The following is a 15682-nucleotide window of genomic DNA, read 5'->3' as shown; positions in this document are numbered from 1 at the left end:
CGTGGCGAATCTGGCGATCGACGCCCGGGCGGTCACCAAGTGGTTCGGCGAGGGCGACGCGCGCACCTGTGCGTTGCGCGATGTATCGGTCGAAGCGAAATTCGGCGAAATGCTGCTGATCGTGGGGCCATCCGGCAGCGGCAAGACCACCTTGTTGAGTGTCATCTCGGGGATACTGCGGCCGGACAGTGGCGATGTCGTGGTGGACGGCATCGATCTGTGGAAACAGCCGCACGACGCGATTGCGGACTTCCGGCTCAACCGCATCGGTTTCGTGTTCCAGGACTACCACCTGTTCGCGCGGCTGACGACTGCGGAAAACGTGGCCATTCCGCTCATTCTGAAACGGCGGCCGTGGGACGAAGCACTCGGCGACGCGCTCAGGTACCTGAAAATTGTGGGTCTCGAGAACCGCGCGCAACTCCCGCCCGTGAAACTCTCGGGTGGAGAGCAGCAGCGCGTGGCGATCGCGCGCGCCATCGTGAGCCAGCCGGACATCCTTGTCTTCGACGAACCGACCGCATCGCTCGACGGCGACACCGGTCGCAGCATTATCGAATTCGTCAAACATCAGGTGCTCAACGAGCACCGCTGCATCGTCATCGTCACACACGACAGCCGCATCTTCGACTACGCCGATCGTATCCTGCACATGGAAGACGGTCGACTCAAAAGCGTCGACCTCGGGAGTGCGAAATGAAACGCACGCTCGTCTTCGCGTTCGCCATCGCCGGTTTTATCGCGGGCATTGTGGCGGCATTTGTCTACGGCCAGCAACAGGTGCCGCAGCCGCCGGTCTTCAGTCCCGCTGCGAATCCGTACGCGCGCGGCGTGTACGCGCAGGGTATCGTCGAAAGCGATCAGCCGGCCGGGGAAAACATCAACGTTTATCCGAGTGTGGCCGGTGCGGTGACCAGGGTGAGCGCACGCGAAGGTGCGGCAGTGAAAGCAGGCGACGTGCTGCTCACGATCGACGATTCGGTGCAGCGCGCAACGGCCGCCCAGCTCGCCGCGCAGGCGGAAGCAGCCGCGGCCATGCTCGATGAACTGAAGTCCCAGCCACGCAAGGAAACGCTGGACGTGGCGAGCGCCCAGGTCAGCGCGGCGGCCGCGAGCCTCAAGATGGCGCAGGATCAGTTCGACAAGCAGCAGAAGGCATTTGCGATCGACACGAAAGCGGTCAGCAAGGACACGCTTGACAACGCGGCGAACGCGCTGAAGGTTGCCCGCGCAAATCTCGACGTGGTCACGCGGCAGTACAACCTCACGCGGGCCGGCGCATGGATCTACGACATCCGGAATCAGCAGAAACAGGTCGACGCGTTGCGCAAGGCCGCGGACTCGGCGGACGCGCTGGTGGCGCAATACACGATACGCGCGCCGGCCGACGGCGTGGTGCTATCAGTCAATGCAGCGCAAGGCTCGTACGTGTCGCCGCTAGGGGTGTACGAGCCCTATGCGAAGGGCCAGGCGCCGGTGCTGGTGATTGGCTCACCCGCTGGGCAACTGGCCGTGCGCTGTTACGTCGATGAAATTCTGATCGACCGCCTGCCCGACCCTCATGCGCTGAAAGCGCGCATGTTCGTGCGTGGCACCCATCTCGAGGCGCCGCTGGAGTTCATGCGAATCCAGCCCTACGTGTCGCCCAAAATCGAACTGAGCGATCAGCGCGCCGAACGCGTCGATGTGCGCGTGCTGCCGGTGATTTTCCGTGTCGCGTTGCCAAAGGGCGCGCGTCTATACCCAGGACAGCTCGTCGATGTCTATATCGCCGCCGGATGACACGCGCCGTGTTCCCGCGTGCGCTCGTATGCGCCGCCTGCTGCGGCGGGCGGCGGTATTGCTGCTCGCATTGCCGCTCGATGCCTGCATGATGGGGCCGAACTTCTCACGGCCACCGCCGCCAAAGGTCGATCAGTTTGTGACGGGCGGGCTGCCCGCCGAGCCGATGCAGGCGGCTGGCGCCTCGCAGACGTTCTCCGCGCAAGCTGATCTGCCTTCCGACTGGTGGACGCTATTCGGCTCCCTGGCGATTGACAACGCTGTCGACGAAGCGCTGACCGGCAATGCGACGATCGACAGCGCCCAGGCCGCGCTGCGTCAAAGTGAAGATGAAATGCGCGCGGGCGCCGGCATATTCTTTCCGCAGATCGATGCGGGTTTCGGCGCGTCCCGCCAGAAATTTTCACCGCTGCGGCTCGGCTCCGATCAGCCGTCGACGCTCTTCAATCTGTTTACGCTCTCTGCCAGCGTGAGCTATGTGCTCGATATCTGGGGGGGCCAGGCGCGCATGGTCGAGGCATTGCGCGCGCGCGAAGACGCGCAGCGCCATAGTGTGCTCGCGACCTATCTCACGCTCACGGCCAACGTGGTCAACACGATGATCGCGCGCGCGGCATATACCGATCAGATTGCCGCAACCAGTGAAATGATCGGGCTATTGCAGGAACAGGTTCGCATCACGCGGGCGCAGTCCGACGCGGGCACCAGCGCGTACTCGGCGGTTCTCACGCTCGAAAACGAGCAGGCCACGCTTGAGGCCTCGGTGCCCACGCTCGCCCAGAAGCGCGCGCAGGCGGAAGATCTGCTTGCGGTGCTGTCGGGCATGGTGCCGGCGCAGTGGCACGCGCCCGAGCTTTCACTCAGCGATATCGCGCTGCCGTCCACCTTGCCAGATACGGTGCCCGCGTCACTCGTGCGCCGTCGTCCGGACATTCTGCAAGCCGAAGCCGCATTTCACGTGGCGAGTGCAAACATTGGGGTCGCGACCGCCAATCTGTTACCCGGCGTGACCCTCAGTGCTTCCGGCGGCTATGACAATTCGTCCATGAGCACGTTATTGCATCGCAGCGGGCAGATATGGGCAGTGGCTGCCGACATCACTGCGCCCGTGTTTCACGGCGGCACGCTCTGGTTCCAGCGAAAGGCGGCCCTCGATGCGTATGCGCAGGAGCGCGCTGCATACCGGCAGGTCGTGCTGAGCGCTTTCGGCGAGGTGGCGGATGTGCTTCGCGCGCTCGACAACGATGCCCGTGCGCTGGATGCGCAAACGCGGGCGATGGATGCCGCGGCCCAGGCGCTGCACCTGATCAGGATCGACTACGACGCGGGCACGATAGGCTATCTGCAGATACTGGTTGCGGATCAGCAATATCACCAGGCGCGAATCGCGTGGTTGCAGGGCGTGGCGCAAAGACTTCAGGATACCGTGGCGCTGTACGTTGCATTGGGCGGCGGGTGGAACGATCAGAAGTAACGATCGGAAGTAACGGCATCTGGCGGCCTCTGCGCTGCATGTATCACGTCAGGCATGACACTTCCGGCATGACTTCCGCCACAACGCGGCTCGTACCTGCATCAGCCCGCGTCATGCGCATCGGCGAAATCGAAGTGGCCGATGGTTTGCGCGAGGACCGGCACACTGTCGCGCCCAAGGTGCATCTCGACGCCCAATGCGCTGCGGTTGAGCCAGCTGCGGGCGGCAACCGCCAATCTGGCGGCCGCGCAGAACAGGTAGACGTTTTGCATGATCGCCCCAGCACTTGCATACGCAAATGGCTCGCGCTGCGATGGGGCAATGTCGTGCATGCGGGCAAGGTTGGCGACATACACCAGTTCGAGCGGCGCCTCGCCGACAAATTCCTGATACCCCGTCAAACCGCGTAGATCGGCCGCGACCACCAGATCGAGACCATGGTGCAGGGGATCGTAGCGGTAGATGCCGCACGCGAGCGCCGCATAAATGTCGATCTCGTGCAAGGCGAGGACCGACGGCGCCGTGCGTCCGTTGTTGCCGTCGGGTCCGATGCGGTTAATGCCGTCGGCGGCCCAGAGCAACTGGCTCAGTGTCGATTCGTCGAGCCCGGTCGTCGCGAAGCGGCGAGTCGTGCGCCGTTTCGAAAAGGCTTCCATGATCAGCAGGCCGCCGCTCAGCATGGGTAGTGGCAGCGTGATATGCGAAGCCGCGCGGCCGGTGGCCGGGCGTGCACGTGCTGGATCGCGCGGCTCAGTGCCGAGTCTGAACAGATGTCTCATGGCAACCTCATCGAACAGGCGTTGGGCCGGGGCCGGGCCTCATGACACGACCTCGGCAAGCGGGCGGCGCGGCGAATGGGGCACGGGCTCCGCACGGCCGACGCGCAACAGGATCTGGGGTGTCGCGTCCGTCGCCAGCGCCGTGCGCAGCCGCTCACGCAAGGCGCTCAATTCGATCGGTTGATTCAGATAGGACGCCGTCAACCCGGCATTCGCGGCGACCAGCAACAGGCGTTCGAGCGCCTGGCCGGCTGCCAGCCACGCGGAAGCGTCGTCCGTCGGCATCGCCACGCAGATCAGCAGCGGTGAGCCCGCAGCGAGCGCATGATGCGCCGCCGCGAGGCCGCCGCCGAGGTCGAAGGTGCGCATGACCGAGGTGAGCACGGGTGCCGCCAGGTCGAGCAGTGCGCTCAAGCCTGCGGAGAGGGCCGGCATGCCGTCTTCGCGGCGTCGCGGATGGACCCAGCTGGCCAGTTCGCGGCGAAAACGCGGATCCTCGAACTGGAGCCGGTCGGCTTCGGCGACCAGCTCGGCGAGCGTCTCGCGCAGTGACGCGTTGGAGACGCAAATCACGTCCGCGCCTTCCGCTTCTGCGGCTTCCACGAGTTGTCGCTGGATAGCCGGGGGCAGCGGCTCGTCCGCGAAGATCTCGCGGGTGGTGACGCGGCGAGCAATCGCCTGAAACAGGGGGGCAAGACCGGTGTCGCGGTGACCGCCGTCGACGATGCGCAGATGCGCCAGCACGTCGGGATCGGCACGCGACGGGAAGAGGGTGATCGCGTAGGCAAGCCCGAAGTAGCTCAGTGCCACGCGCAGATTGAACAGCGCCGCACCGCAACTCATGATCAGCTCGCGATCGAACGGATCGACCACCGGCAATGCGCGCAACCGGTCGGCGCAGAGGCTCACGCTGTCGCCATTCAAGATGAAGTGCCAGGGCTGCGCGTTGTGGTTCGACGGCGCCAGCACGGCATAGCGTATTGCGAATCGCAGCTTGTCTTCGACGCTCGCGGTGGGGTCCAGCTGATGTTCGTCGACGGCCCACGCGGCCGTCTGCGGCAATGCGCTCATGTCATGGTCTCCTGCACGAATCCACGTTGCCACTGTGTCAGGCTGCGGCGCACGCAGATTGATCTGCATCAGTTCGAATCGAATGGAGAAGAGCGCTTTTTATGGCGCAGGCCTGTCGCTCCCGTTTGGGGCCGCCGGTAAGCGGTGATCCGTTGGCCAGTCCGCGACGGCGGCGCACGGATCGATCGCTGCATCGTCCACGGCGCCGGGCAAATCGACCGTTTGAGCGTAGAGCGGCACTTCGCAGCGCCAGTGATAAGTCTCTTCGATGTGGCGGCGCATCGCATCCGCGGCGGCCGGTTCGCCGTGCGTGACGAACGTGCGCTGCGGCGGATCGGGTATCGAGCGCAACCACGACAGCACCTCGCCGTAGTCCGCGTGGGCCGACAACGACGAGAGGCTCACGACCGATGCGCGCACCCGCACATAGTCGCCGTGAATCTTGATGGTCGGCGCGCCGGCGGCCAGCGCGGCGCCGCGCGTGCCCGCCGCCTGATAGCCGACCAGCGCGATCGTGTTGCGATGATCGGGAGCAAAGGCTTTCAGGTGGTGCACGACCCGGCCGCCGGTCGCCATGCCGCTGCCCGCGATGATGACCATGGGTCCATGCCGGCCCAGAATAGCCTTGGATTCGTCGACGGTGCGAACCATCTGTGCGGCGTGGCTGATCGCATTGGCTTGAGCCGTGCTCAGCCGATGTTCGCCGACGTGATGCTGGTAAAGCTGGGTGACGCTCGTCGCCATCGGGCTGTCGAGAAAAACAGGCACATTGGCCATCCGGCCGGTGGCTTTCAATTGTGCGATGTAGTGAAGGATCGATTGCGCGCGTCCCACCGCGAAACACGGAATCACGACGATGCCGCCGCGCCGGAAAGTGTTCGCAAACACTTCCGCCAGTTCGGTGGCGGGATCGGCTTTCTCGTGAAGCCGGTCGCCGTAGGTGGATTCGACGACCAGGTAATCGGCATGCGCCAGCGGCATCGGCGCGCGCATGATGGGGTCCTCCGGCCGGCCGAGGTCGCCCGAGAAGGCAATGACCTTGCCTTCGACGCACAACACCACGCTCGCGGCGCCGAGAATGTGCCCCGCAGGCAGCAGGCGGAAACACCCATGGTCGTTCAATTTTTTAGGCACATCGAAATCGCGCGGGTCGAGCAACTCAAGTGCATTCTCGGCATCTTCCAGCGTGTAAAGCGGCAGCGCTGGAAGATGTTTCGACAGGCCGTGACGGTTCGCATAGGCCGCTTCCTCTTCCTGCAGTCTGGCGCTGTCGCGCAGCATGATCTGGCAGAGGTCGCGGGTGCCGCGCGTGCAGTAGACCGGTCCGCGATAGCCCATTCGAACGAGCACGGGTAGATAGCCGCTGTGATCGAGATGCGCGTGAGTCAGAATCACGGCGTCCAGCTTGCCGACATCGATCGGCGACGGGTTCCAGTTGCGTAGACGCAGATTCTTCGTGCCCTGAAACAACCCGCAGTCGATCAGCACCCGCAGCCCCGCACCTTCCAGCAGATATCTCGAACCAGTGACGGTTTCCGCCGCGCCAAGAAAAGTCAGCTTCATCACGCGCACCTCGCAGTCATGAGTGGCCGTACACGGTCCGGGAGCCCCCTCAATGCCTCGGCGGTTGCGCTGACGCATTGGAAAGCGCTTGCGCGAAGCGTCGGAACGCGTTGAGCGAACCGGCGACGCTCTGATACTTCTCGCGGCCGATCTGGCCGTCGAGCGTGATCAGCATGCCTGCCTCGCGGGCAAGCGCGAGAATCCGGTTCAAATCGTCGACGGTGTCGAGTGCATCGCGCAGCTGGCCACCAGTGGACATCGTCTGAGCGGAGAAAGCGGCGTCGGACATGATGATCTCCTGTTTGCAGGGACAGAGGGCGCCGGCTGTGTTTCTGGCGGCACGGATGTTTCGATTGCTGCTTCCGATGAGATAAGTAAAGGCCATTGAACGGCCCGTATAAATCAGGTGACGCTGAGACACCGGTAGGTATTCCGGCGTCGGTGTCAGCATTTCCCTACACGATGGCGCGCGAAGGCAAATTCGGGAAAATTGGCAGCGCCCGGAATCCGCTCATCACGATGGAGGATGATTTAGGTCAAATCCTCTGCAACATCCCGCCCGTACTTTCTAAAAGAGGCGAATGGCTTGCGACGGCACTTCGCGCCGTTGAACGTGAAGCGGGCAGGGTCGATATGAAAAACTCGGGGATGGCAGCCGTTGCGCTGCTGACGATCATCGTGGCTGGCTGCAGTACCGAAGCGCGGATTGCGTCACACCGCGACACTGAAATCGCGCTTGAAAAAGCGCGTGACCTGGCATACGTGGACTGTTCCGCTCGCGTCGATTGTGACCAGTTATGGAAACGCACCCGACTGTACGTGGCGCAGCGCTCCGTGACGCCGATCCGCCATGCGGACGACACGACGATCGAAACCGCCGAGCCGCACCAGTTCGGCGCCGTCTACGTGTGGGCGACGCGGACCAGCGACGCCAGCGGCATGTCGACCATCCGGATCAAGGGGATCTGCCGGGGTATGTATCGCACGGACGGCACTCCCGGCTGGTTGTACGGAACGTGTGCTGAACAGATTCGCGCGGTCGAAACGGATTTTCGCCCGTTCATCGGCGCGCCATCATGATGACGGTGTCGAGATGAAGGAGAGCCTGCGTGTTGCGGGTCTTGCCGGGGTCGACGCCCACGACGGTGCACGCGCCGTGCAGGCGTGGCAATGGATGCAGTGGGCGCTGTTCGCCTTCAGTCTGCTCGCCATTCCGGCGTTCTATTTCGAACTGGCCGCCGCATCCGGACTTCATCCGGCGGGGCGTGCGCTGTATGCCTGCATGTTCACCGGATTCGGGACGGTCCTTGCCCGCGTTGCCTGTCTGAGCCACAAGCCGCAACGGTTTCTCGCGCGCAATGGCTACGATGTGTTGATTACAGCGGGCGCGGTAGCCAGCGTGGCGTGGGGGATATCGCCGTGGTCGTCGTTCGAATGGGTGTTACGCATCCTGTTCGTGGGGCTCGTTGCGGTGCGTATCGTCGTGTCGCTGCGCAGCTTCTTCTCGCCCGGGCGCCTGTTGCCGCTGCTTGTGACAGCTGCACTGCTGGTCGCGTTGGCGGGAGCGGGGTTCTACTGGCTCGAACCGGGCGTGCACACCTACGCTGAGGGTGTCTGGCTCGCATTCGAAAGCAGCGCGACAGTCGGTTATGGCGACATGGCGCCGACCACACCCGCATCGCGAGTGCTTGCCGCGTTCGTGGTGCTACTCGGCTACGGGCTGCTGTCGCTGGTGTTTGCCAGCATCGCCGCAATTTTCGTCGAACAGGAAGAGCGGATCCTGCGCCGCGAAATGCATCGCGACATCAAGGCACTACGCGCTGAGATCGCCGCGCTGAGGAAAGACGTACAGGCGCGCGGCGCCGAAGCAGGCGTGGCGGGCGCTCCGGTCGAAACGGTCAATCCGGCTGGTCCTGATCCGGGCGAATCGCACTGAGCGCGACACGTGCGACGATCCGGAATCCCTTGCCGGGCGCGCTATCGATTGTCAGAACGCCGCGCAGCTGGCGCACCCGCTCCCGCATGCCGAGCAAGCCAAACGAGCCGCGCTCGCTGGCGTCTCCCAACTCGGTGCCATGGCCATTGTCCGCGACGCAGACCGTGCAGGTATCAGCGTCGCTCGATATATCGATCACCACTTCGCTGGCGTGCGCATGTCGGGCCACGTTCGTCAGCGCTTCCTGCACGATGCGGAAAAGAGCAGTGGCCGCGAACGACGTGACGCCCGTGTCGTCGATGCCAACGTGCAGCCTCGTGGCCACCTTGAAGCGATGCGTAAAATCGTCTACCAGCCACTCGAGCGCCGCGGATAGACCGAGATCGTCCAGCAGGGGCGGCCGCAAGTTGGCCGCGATGCGGCGCAGCGAGGCCATCATGCTGTCGATCTGGGCTTGCAGGTCATGCGTGGCGGCAAGCCCCGCGGGGGCCTCGCTGCTCGCCGCGAGCCGCGGCTCCAGTGCGGCGACACCCATCTTGAGCGCGGTGAGCTGCTGGCCGAGATCGTCATGCAACTCGCGGGCAATGTGCCTTTGCTCGTCTTCGCGCGTGAGCTGCATCTGCTTCGACAACTCAATGGCGTGCTCGAGTTCGGCGAGCCGCATGCGCTCGGTCATGTCGCGGGTTATCTTGGCAAAACCGAGCAAGGCGCCGGACGGGTCGTGCACCGCCGTGATCGTCACGTCCGCCCAGAAACGGGAGCCGTCGCGCCGCACGCGCCAGCCCTGGTCTTCCACGCGGCCCTGCGCGCTCGCTTGCGCCAGTTCGCGGCCAGGCTTGTCGGTTGCGATGTCCTCCGGCGTATAGAAGATCGAGAAATGACGGCCGATTATTTCATCGGGCGCGTAGCCCTTTATCTTGCACGCCCCGCCGTTCCAGCTTGCGACGTGTCCCGTCGAATCGAGCATGAAGATCGCATAGTCCTGCACCGCGTCGATCAGCAATTGATAGCGGTCCTCCAACGGTACGTCGGAACCGTTCGCCGCTCCTGCATTACGTTTTGCATCGTTCCAGTTGAAAATCACCTGTATCTCCGACTAAGGGCGTGAAACGCGAACGATCGGTTCAATGCAGGGTAAAGCAGAGACACGCTAGTTTACGCCGAATGATGCAGTTTCTGCCGCCTTTGTTCAGCACGTTGCACGCCGGTAAACACCCGCGCGAACACAGGGCGGCGCGGCCCGCGGACAGCGCAAGGCGACCGCGTTCGGGGCAAGCAGGGTAGCGATTGACACAGGTCAACCGGATTCCGGCGGCCGCGTCTACAGTGGACGCACCGCTGCGGCACCTCGTTCTCCGCAGCCTCTCACTTCGCCCATACGGACCGCTTCATCAAGTCAGGAGATCATCATGACAGGTAAACCCGTCACACCCTTCGACGTGTACCGCGCGAACCTTACGTTTGCGCTGCAAATGCTGGGTTTCAGCCTCGAAGCCCGGCAGCAGGCGTGCGAGTTCGAGATGCAGCGCATCCGGCGCGATGTGGCGGCGGTGCACGGCGTCCGCAGTGCGGCCTCGGCCGCTCACGACCTGAGCAAGCTCACGGCCTCTTGCAATACCGTGGCGCGCGACTACATGGCGACGACCACCAACCTGTGGCAGCAAGGGGTGAGTTCCGCCGTGCGGTTGCAAAGCGCATACAGCGAAGGCCTGCACGAAGCGTTGGCGACGTGGCAGTCTGCCTGGAGCGATCAATGGCCTCTGCATGCCCCGAACAGTCCGGCCGTGCTGCTGTGGCAGGAGTGGTTGCAGCGCATTCAGCGCACGGCGGCGCAGACTCCTTACGGGCCAATGGGCGGCGACGACCACAGCGAGGATATTCCGGCCGGTTCGGCGAATTCGGGCAGGTCGCGAGCCTCCGGCGGACGTGACCAGCAAGGGGATCGTCATGTCGGCTAGGCGCGTTGCTTTCGTCACCGGCGGCATGGGAGGATTGGGCGCCGCGATCAGCCGGCGTCTTCACGATGCGGGCATGGTGGTTGCCATGTCGCATTCCGAGCGCAACGATCACGTGGCCACCTGGCTCACGGATGAACGCGATGCCGGTCGGCATTTCGTCGCGTTTGAGGCCGACGTGTCCAGCTTCGATTCCTGCGCGCATTGCGCCGGGCGTGTGCTGGCCGAGTTCGGTACGGTGGACGTTCTGGTGAACAACGCAGGCATCACCCGCGACTCGACCTTCGCAAAGATGAGCAAGGAAGAGTGGGACAGGGTGTTGCGCACTGACCTCGATTCCATGTTCAACATGACCAAGCCGCTGCTTGGCGGGATGCTCGGACAGCGGTTCGGGCGGGTCGTCAATATCAGCTCGGTGAACGGCGCGCGCGGAGCGTTCGGGCAGACCAATTACGCTGCAGCGAAGGCCGGCATTCACGGCTTCACGATGTCGCTCGCGCTGGAGGTGGCCAGACACGGCGTGACCGTCAATACGGTGTCGCCTGGCTACCTGGCGACGGCGATGACCGCGGCCGTCCCGAAGGACGTGATGGAAACGAAAATCCTGCCGCAGATTCCGGTGGGCCGTCTGGGCCAACCAGACGAGGTCGCAGCCCTCGTGGCCTTTCTCTGCTCCGACGATGCCGGTTTCGTTACCGGCGCGGATTTCGCCATCAACGGCGGCATGCACATGCGATGAAAAACGACAATTTGGCGAGCGTCACACAATTTCCGGGCAAGGAAGCGGCCTTGCGCGCAACGCACGCTGCGCGATCGCCGGACGAATGCCCACCGCCGGGCACGGATGGCGCATACGACCAGCTGGACCGTGCCACGCACGCCGCGATCACCAACCTCACCGCCGGACTTTCGCCGGCGGCGCTGTGGCTCGCCGCCCAGGACTGGTTCATCCATCTTGCCATTTCGCCAGGCAAAGGATTGGCGTTGACATCGCACATTTTGCAGGCGCTTACGTCGCGGGCAACGTCGACAGTAATTGGCCCGGCCGCGCTGGACGAAGCGGATTTGCCTGAAGCGGCATCGACGGCGTCGCCTCTATCGCAGGGAGATCCGCGCTTTGCAGCAGCTGTCTGGAACCAATGGCCATTCAGCCAGTACCGCGACGGGTTTCTGGAAATCCAGCGGTGGTGGCACATGGCGACAACTGATGTATCGGGGGTGCAGGCACATCACACCCAGATCGTGGAATTTTTCGCACGGCAATGGCTCGATGCCTGTTCGCCCGCCAATTTCGTGCCGACCAACCCGGCTGTGCTGGAAACCGCGCTCCGTACGGGCGGCGCGAACTTCATCGCCGGCGCGAATCACTGGAATGCCGATCTGGAGGAACTCAACCGTCGGCTGCGCGGCGCACCGCGTGTGGCGCGCGGCCCCTTTACGCCGGGCAATGAAGTCGCAATCACGCCCGGTAAGGTGGTCTGGCGCAATGCGTTCTACGAACTGCTTCAGTATGCGCCGTCGACCCCACGAAGTGCCCGGGAGCCGCTGCTGATTGTGCCCTCTTGGATCATGAAGTACTACATTCTCGATCTTCAGCCGCACAACTCGCTGATCCGCTATCTGGTTGGCGAGGGTTATACGGTGTTCGCGATATCCTGGCGTAATCCGGGCGCGGAATTCCGCAACGCGAGACTGAACGACTATCTGTCGCGCGGCCTGCTGGCGGCGCTCGCCGAAGTCCGAAAGCGTTGCGACGATTCCCCGGTGCATGCAATCGGCTATTGTCTGGGCGGCACGCTGCTGGCGATCGCCGCCGCCGCGCTCGCGCGCGACGGTCATGGCGCTCTGTTACGCAGTATCACGCTGCTCGCCGCGCAGACCGACTTCGGCGAACCCGGCGAACTGGGCCTGTTTATCGATGAAAGCGCGCTGGCGGCACTCGATGCGCTGATGTGGAAGCAGGGATTTCTCGACGGAGAGCAGATGGCCGCGGCGTTCCAGTTGCTCAACGCGCGAGACCTGATCTGGTCACGCTCGATGAGCGAATATCTGTTGGGCCGCCGTTCGAAACCCAGTGATCTGATGGCATGGAATGCGGACACCACCCGCATGCCGTACCGGATGCATAGCGAGTACCTGCGGGGGCTGTTCCTGAACAATGACCTGGCGGCGGGGCGCTACTGCGTGGATGGCAAGCCGGTTGCGCTGTCGGACATCGAGACGCCGATGTTCGTGGTTGGCACCGAGCGCGACCATGTATCGCCCTGGCGTTCGGTGTACAAACTGCATCTGCTCACGCACAACCCGCTGACCTTCGTTCTGACTTCTGGGGGGCACAACGCCGGTATCGTGTCCGAACCCGGTCATCCAGGGCGGCACTATCGCTGCGCAAGCCGCGCAGCGGACGCCGCCTATCGCAGCCGGCATGTATTTCTGGAAAGTGCCGAAGTGATCGACGGATCGTGGTGGCCATGCCTGTCGCGCTGGCTGCACGGGCAGTCGAGCGGCGACATCGATGCGCGCACGATTGGCCACAGTCTTGCCGACGCACCAGGAACCTATGTTCTCGAACCGTGATCCACGTTATTCCGACGTTATTCCGGCTCGCAGCTGGAAGTGACCGCTAGCCGCTAGCCGATAGCCGGTAGCCGCATAGCGGCGCGGAGAAGGCCGCCGTCGGAGCGCCATCCTGTCGCTCCAGTACGCGGCGCTATCCGTGCGCCACTTCCGGCGCCGTGGCTGCTCGCGGCTCGCATAGCCGTCGCAGCAGCTTTCGCCAGTAACCCAGATGGCCAAAATTGGCGAGCGGCACTTCCGTATCGAAGCTCACCGTTTGCTGCATTTCTTCGGCGGAAAGCGGTTCCTCGTTTGCCAGTTGCCGGATCAGCACGAGCGGCCCCGCATCGGACGCCGCCTGAGACGCGGCGGCACGCGCCTGCACCCGCAGCTTGAGTTGATGCGCGCGCGCATGGAAATCGAGTAACAGCACCGGCACCGCCAGCGAGCGCGCGAGCGCGATGAAGCGGCTACGATGCAGGCTCTTTAAAAAGCTGGCGTCGACCAGTGCAGGATAGCCGGCCAGCAGCACCTGTTGCGCCAGTTGCTGCAGCACATCGTAATGCTGATCGATCGAGTGAGGCGAGTAGGCCGCCGCCGGCAGAGGCCGGGGATCGACGGGGACGAAGGGGCGGGCGCGTTTGCGCTCGACGTCGCTCGACAGCCGCACGGCGCCGATCAGACTCGCGAGCGCTTCGCTCGCCACCGATTTGCCCGATCCGCTGTAGCCGTGGCACAGCAGCAGGCAGGGCCGCTGCGGAGCGATCATGCGCTCCACCACCTTCAGGTATGGCGCGGCCTGCGCAAAGCGGTCATCGCAACGATGAGCGCGCGCTTTCAACAATGCCACGAGGGAGCGCACTAGCGCACGGTAGACCATGTAGTAGCGCAGCGCGGGCAGCGCGGAGAAATCGCCGGTACGTTGCAGCCAGCCGTTGAGCAGGCGCGCCGCGAGATCCGGCCGGCCGTGCGCGTGCAGATCCATCAGGGGGAAGCTCAGGTCGCTGGCGACATCGACCCAGCGCAACGCAGCGTCGAATTCGATGCAATCGAACATGAGCACGCGCTTACCGCGGCGCACGATGTTATCCAGGTGCAGGTCGCCATGGCATTCGCGTACAAGGCCGCCCGCGCGGCGCGCATCGAAATGGCCTGCGAGACGCTTGCCTTCGCCGTCACACCAGGCGGCGATTCGCTCGGGAAGCCGCGTACCGGCTTCGCGTTCGAGCGCCTGCAGCACAGCTTGCATCTGCTGCTGAACAAACGGTGCTGTGCCGAAGACGCTGCGCGGCGGTGTGCGTGGTGCGCGCCGATGAAATGAAGCGAGCTGCCCCGCGAGTGCATCGATCTCCGCAAAACCGAGTTCGCCGCGCGCGTGCAACGCTGACAAACTCTCCTGCCCATCGAAGCGTCGCATCCGGACGGCGTGCTCGGTCATACGGCCCGTCCCCCCGATCCGGTACACGCGGCCCCTGCGCGCAATCATCGCGACGCCGCAATAGAGTTCGCGCGCGAACCGCTGGTTTAGTCCGAACTCGGCAGCGCATGCGCGTTCGCGCGCGTCGGCGCGGGTGAAATCCACGAAACCGGGATTGACGCGCTTCTTGAGTTTGTACGCGTAGCGCCCCGCCAGGTAGACCACGGACAGGTGCGTTTCGATACGGCGGATCCGGCCCGCCGGGTGGCGGTACGTGCAGGGACGCTGCATGGCGCGATCGAGCGCACGCCAGCCGCGCTGCGCGAGCCGTTCGCTTTGCCGTGCGTGAGTGGGCAGATGCGGCGCGGGTGCCGGGTGGTCGGCCATGGTCGTCTCCATCGGGAAATCCAGGTCTCAGGATAGAGGCGCAGCGCCGGAGTCATTTGACCGAAATCATGCTTTCTGAAGCATCGGTGTGCGATGCGGGTCGCTTGATACATGTCAATCGGTGCGGCGCCGATGAGCCTAAAGTCAGTGATACAGCGTGTTTGATGCGATCAGCGAACGGCGTGCATCGAAGCACACTGGGATGCGCCGGTCACGGCCTGCAGCTTATGCGTCAAGCAGGGCGGGACAAGGCATGCAACGAGAGTTCGTATCCGTAATGTCATTGACTATTTCAGGAGCAGGACAATGAGCAACTTGACCCGATTTGATCCGTTTGCACTTGAGCCCATGTCGGAACTCTTCCAGGGATTGTTCCGGCCGCTACGCGGCGCGGGCGGCGAAGCGCCGCTCTCCGACATCAAGGTCGACGTGACCGAAAACGATAGCGCCTACACCGTGAAGGCTGAACTGCCAGGTGTCGAGAAGAAGGATATCGACGTGAAGATCGACGGCAACCTCGTTTCGATCAGCGCGAAAGTCGAACGGAATCAGGAAACCAGGGAAGGCGAGCGCGTGCTTCGCCGGGAGCGGTATACCGGCGCGGTCAGCCGTGCATTCTCACTGGCGAGCGAAGTCGATGAAAGCGCTGCGGCGGCCGAGTACAAGGACGGTGTGCTCTCGCTGACGCTGCCGAAGAAGGCGACATCCGAGCGCAAGCGCCTGCAGATCAACTGATCCCGCGTCGCCTGGCGCAAAGCAGGC

15 protein-coding genes are annotated in these 15682 nt (G+C 63.8%); 9 read left to right on the top strand and 6 right to left on the bottom strand.

Translation table 11 applies throughout. From position 1 onward, the window contains the following. The first annotated feature begins 1 nt into the window (after window position 1). Genes ACZ9H4_RS24550 through ACZ9H4_RS24540 form a run of 3 tightly spaced genes read left to right on the top strand, consistent with a single transcriptional unit; the run spans window position 2 to window position 3256 of the window. Window positions 2-700 carry an ABC transporter ATP-binding protein gene (locus ACZ9H4_RS24550; RefSeq protein ID WP_408147631.1) on the top strand — a complete coding sequence of 233 codons (699 nt, stop codon included), beginning with the start codon at window positions 2-4 and terminating at the stop codon, window positions 698-700. Continuing rightward, window positions 697-1782: an HlyD family secretion protein gene (locus tag ACZ9H4_RS24545; RefSeq protein WP_476121400.1), complete on the top strand. Its 1086-nt coding sequence runs from the start codon at window positions 697-699 to the stop codon at window positions 1780-1782. Before ACZ9H4_RS24550 ends, ACZ9H4_RS24545 begins: the two co-directional genes overlap by 4 nt. Next, window positions 1760-3256 carry an efflux transporter outer membrane subunit gene (locus tag ACZ9H4_RS24540; protein ID WP_476121398.1) on the top strand — a complete coding sequence of 499 codons (1497 nt, stop codon included), beginning with the start codon at window positions 1760-1762 and terminating at the stop codon, window positions 3254-3256. Before ACZ9H4_RS24545 ends, ACZ9H4_RS24540 begins: the two co-directional genes overlap by 23 nt. Before the next feature lie 101 nt (window positions 3257-3357). Here the strand turns inward: ACZ9H4_RS24540 and ACZ9H4_RS24535 are convergent, their stop codons facing one another. The 4 genes from ACZ9H4_RS24535 to ACZ9H4_RS24520 form a co-directional block, all read right to left on the bottom strand. After that, window positions 3358-4035 carry a nitroreductase family protein gene (locus tag ACZ9H4_RS24535; protein ID WP_476121397.1) on the bottom strand — a complete coding sequence of 226 codons (678 nt, stop codon included), beginning with the start codon at window positions 4033-4035 and terminating at the stop codon, window positions 3358-3360. A 39-nt stretch (window positions 4036-4074) separates the two neighbouring features. After that, a complete protein-coding gene (locus ACZ9H4_RS24530) occupies window positions 4075-5106 on the bottom strand; it encodes an Acg family FMN-binding oxidoreductase (protein ID WP_408147639.1) in 1032 nt (343 codons plus the stop codon). A 99-nt stretch (window positions 5107-5205) separates the two neighbouring features. Further along, a complete protein-coding gene (locus ACZ9H4_RS24525) occupies window positions 5206-6669 on the bottom strand; it encodes an MBL fold metallo-hydrolase RNA specificity domain-containing protein (RefSeq protein WP_476121394.1) in 1464 nt (487 codons plus the stop codon). A gap of 49 nt (window positions 6670-6718) precedes the next feature. Beyond that, entirely contained in the window at window positions 6719-6958 is a 240-nt protein-coding gene (locus ACZ9H4_RS24520) for a hypothetical protein (protein WP_408147643.1), read from the bottom strand. Window positions 6959-7053: 95 nt separating this feature from the next. Here ACZ9H4_RS24520 and ACZ9H4_RS24515 point away from each other — a divergent pair, with 95 nt between their 5' ends. Both ACZ9H4_RS24515 and ACZ9H4_RS24510 read left to right on the top strand, forming a co-directional pair. Beyond that, a complete protein-coding gene (locus ACZ9H4_RS24515) occupies window positions 7054-7749 on the top strand; it encodes a hypothetical protein (RefSeq protein WP_408147645.1) in 696 nt (231 codons plus the stop codon). Window positions 7750-7762: 13 nt separating this feature from the next. Continuing rightward, window positions 7763-8605 carry a potassium channel family protein gene (locus ACZ9H4_RS24510; protein WP_476121392.1) on the top strand — a complete coding sequence of 281 codons (843 nt, stop codon included), beginning with the start codon at window positions 7763-7765 and terminating at the stop codon, window positions 8603-8605. Here the strand turns inward: ACZ9H4_RS24510 and ACZ9H4_RS24505 are convergent. Beyond that, window positions 8568-9689 carry a PAS domain-containing sensor histidine kinase gene (locus tag ACZ9H4_RS24505; protein WP_476121390.1) on the bottom strand — a complete coding sequence of 374 codons (1122 nt, stop codon included), beginning with the start codon at window positions 9687-9689 and terminating at the stop codon, window positions 8568-8570. The genes ACZ9H4_RS24510 and ACZ9H4_RS24505 overlap by 38 nt on opposite strands. Before the next feature lie 325 nt (window positions 9690-10014). On the opposite strand from ACZ9H4_RS24505, the gene ACZ9H4_RS24500 reads away from it, so the two are divergent. Genes ACZ9H4_RS24500 through ACZ9H4_RS24490 form a run of 3 tightly spaced genes read left to right on the top strand, consistent with a single transcriptional unit; the run spans window position 10015 to window position 13137 of the window. Continuing rightward, a complete protein-coding gene (locus ACZ9H4_RS24500; RefSeq protein WP_408147651.1) occupies window positions 10015-10563 on the top strand; it encodes a hypothetical protein in 549 nt (182 codons plus the stop codon). After that, window positions 10553-11299 carry a beta-ketoacyl-ACP reductase gene (locus tag ACZ9H4_RS24495; protein WP_408147653.1) on the top strand — a complete coding sequence of 249 codons (747 nt, stop codon included), beginning with the start codon at window positions 10553-10555 and terminating at the stop codon, window positions 11297-11299. Before ACZ9H4_RS24500 ends, ACZ9H4_RS24495 begins: the two co-directional genes overlap by 11 nt. Then, a complete protein-coding gene (locus ACZ9H4_RS24490; protein ID WP_408147655.1) occupies window positions 11296-13137 on the top strand; it encodes a PHA/PHB synthase family protein in 1842 nt (613 codons plus the stop codon). Before ACZ9H4_RS24495 ends, ACZ9H4_RS24490 begins: the two co-directional genes overlap by 4 nt. A gap of 133 nt (window positions 13138-13270) precedes the next feature. On the opposite strand, the gene ACZ9H4_RS24485 is transcribed toward ACZ9H4_RS24490, so the two are convergent. Beyond that, window positions 13271-14920: a bifunctional aminoglycoside phosphotransferase/ATP-binding protein gene (locus tag ACZ9H4_RS24485; RefSeq protein ID WP_476121387.1), complete on the bottom strand. Its 1650-nt coding sequence runs from the start codon at window positions 14918-14920 to the stop codon at window positions 13271-13273. Window positions 14921-15226: 306 nt separating this feature from the next. Here ACZ9H4_RS24485 and ACZ9H4_RS24480 point away from each other — a divergent pair, with 306 nt between their 5' ends. Beyond that, window positions 15227-15655, top strand: coding sequence for an Hsp20/alpha crystallin family protein (locus tag ACZ9H4_RS24480; RefSeq protein ID WP_408147659.1), 429 nt, complete (start codon window positions 15227-15229; stop codon window positions 15653-15655). The last annotated feature ends 27 nt before the right edge of the window (window positions 15656-15682 follow it).

The sequence above is a fragment of the Paraburkholderia sp. TE9906 genome (assembly GCF_056279605.1).
This window is presented reverse-complemented; position numbering and strand designations above follow the sequence as displayed.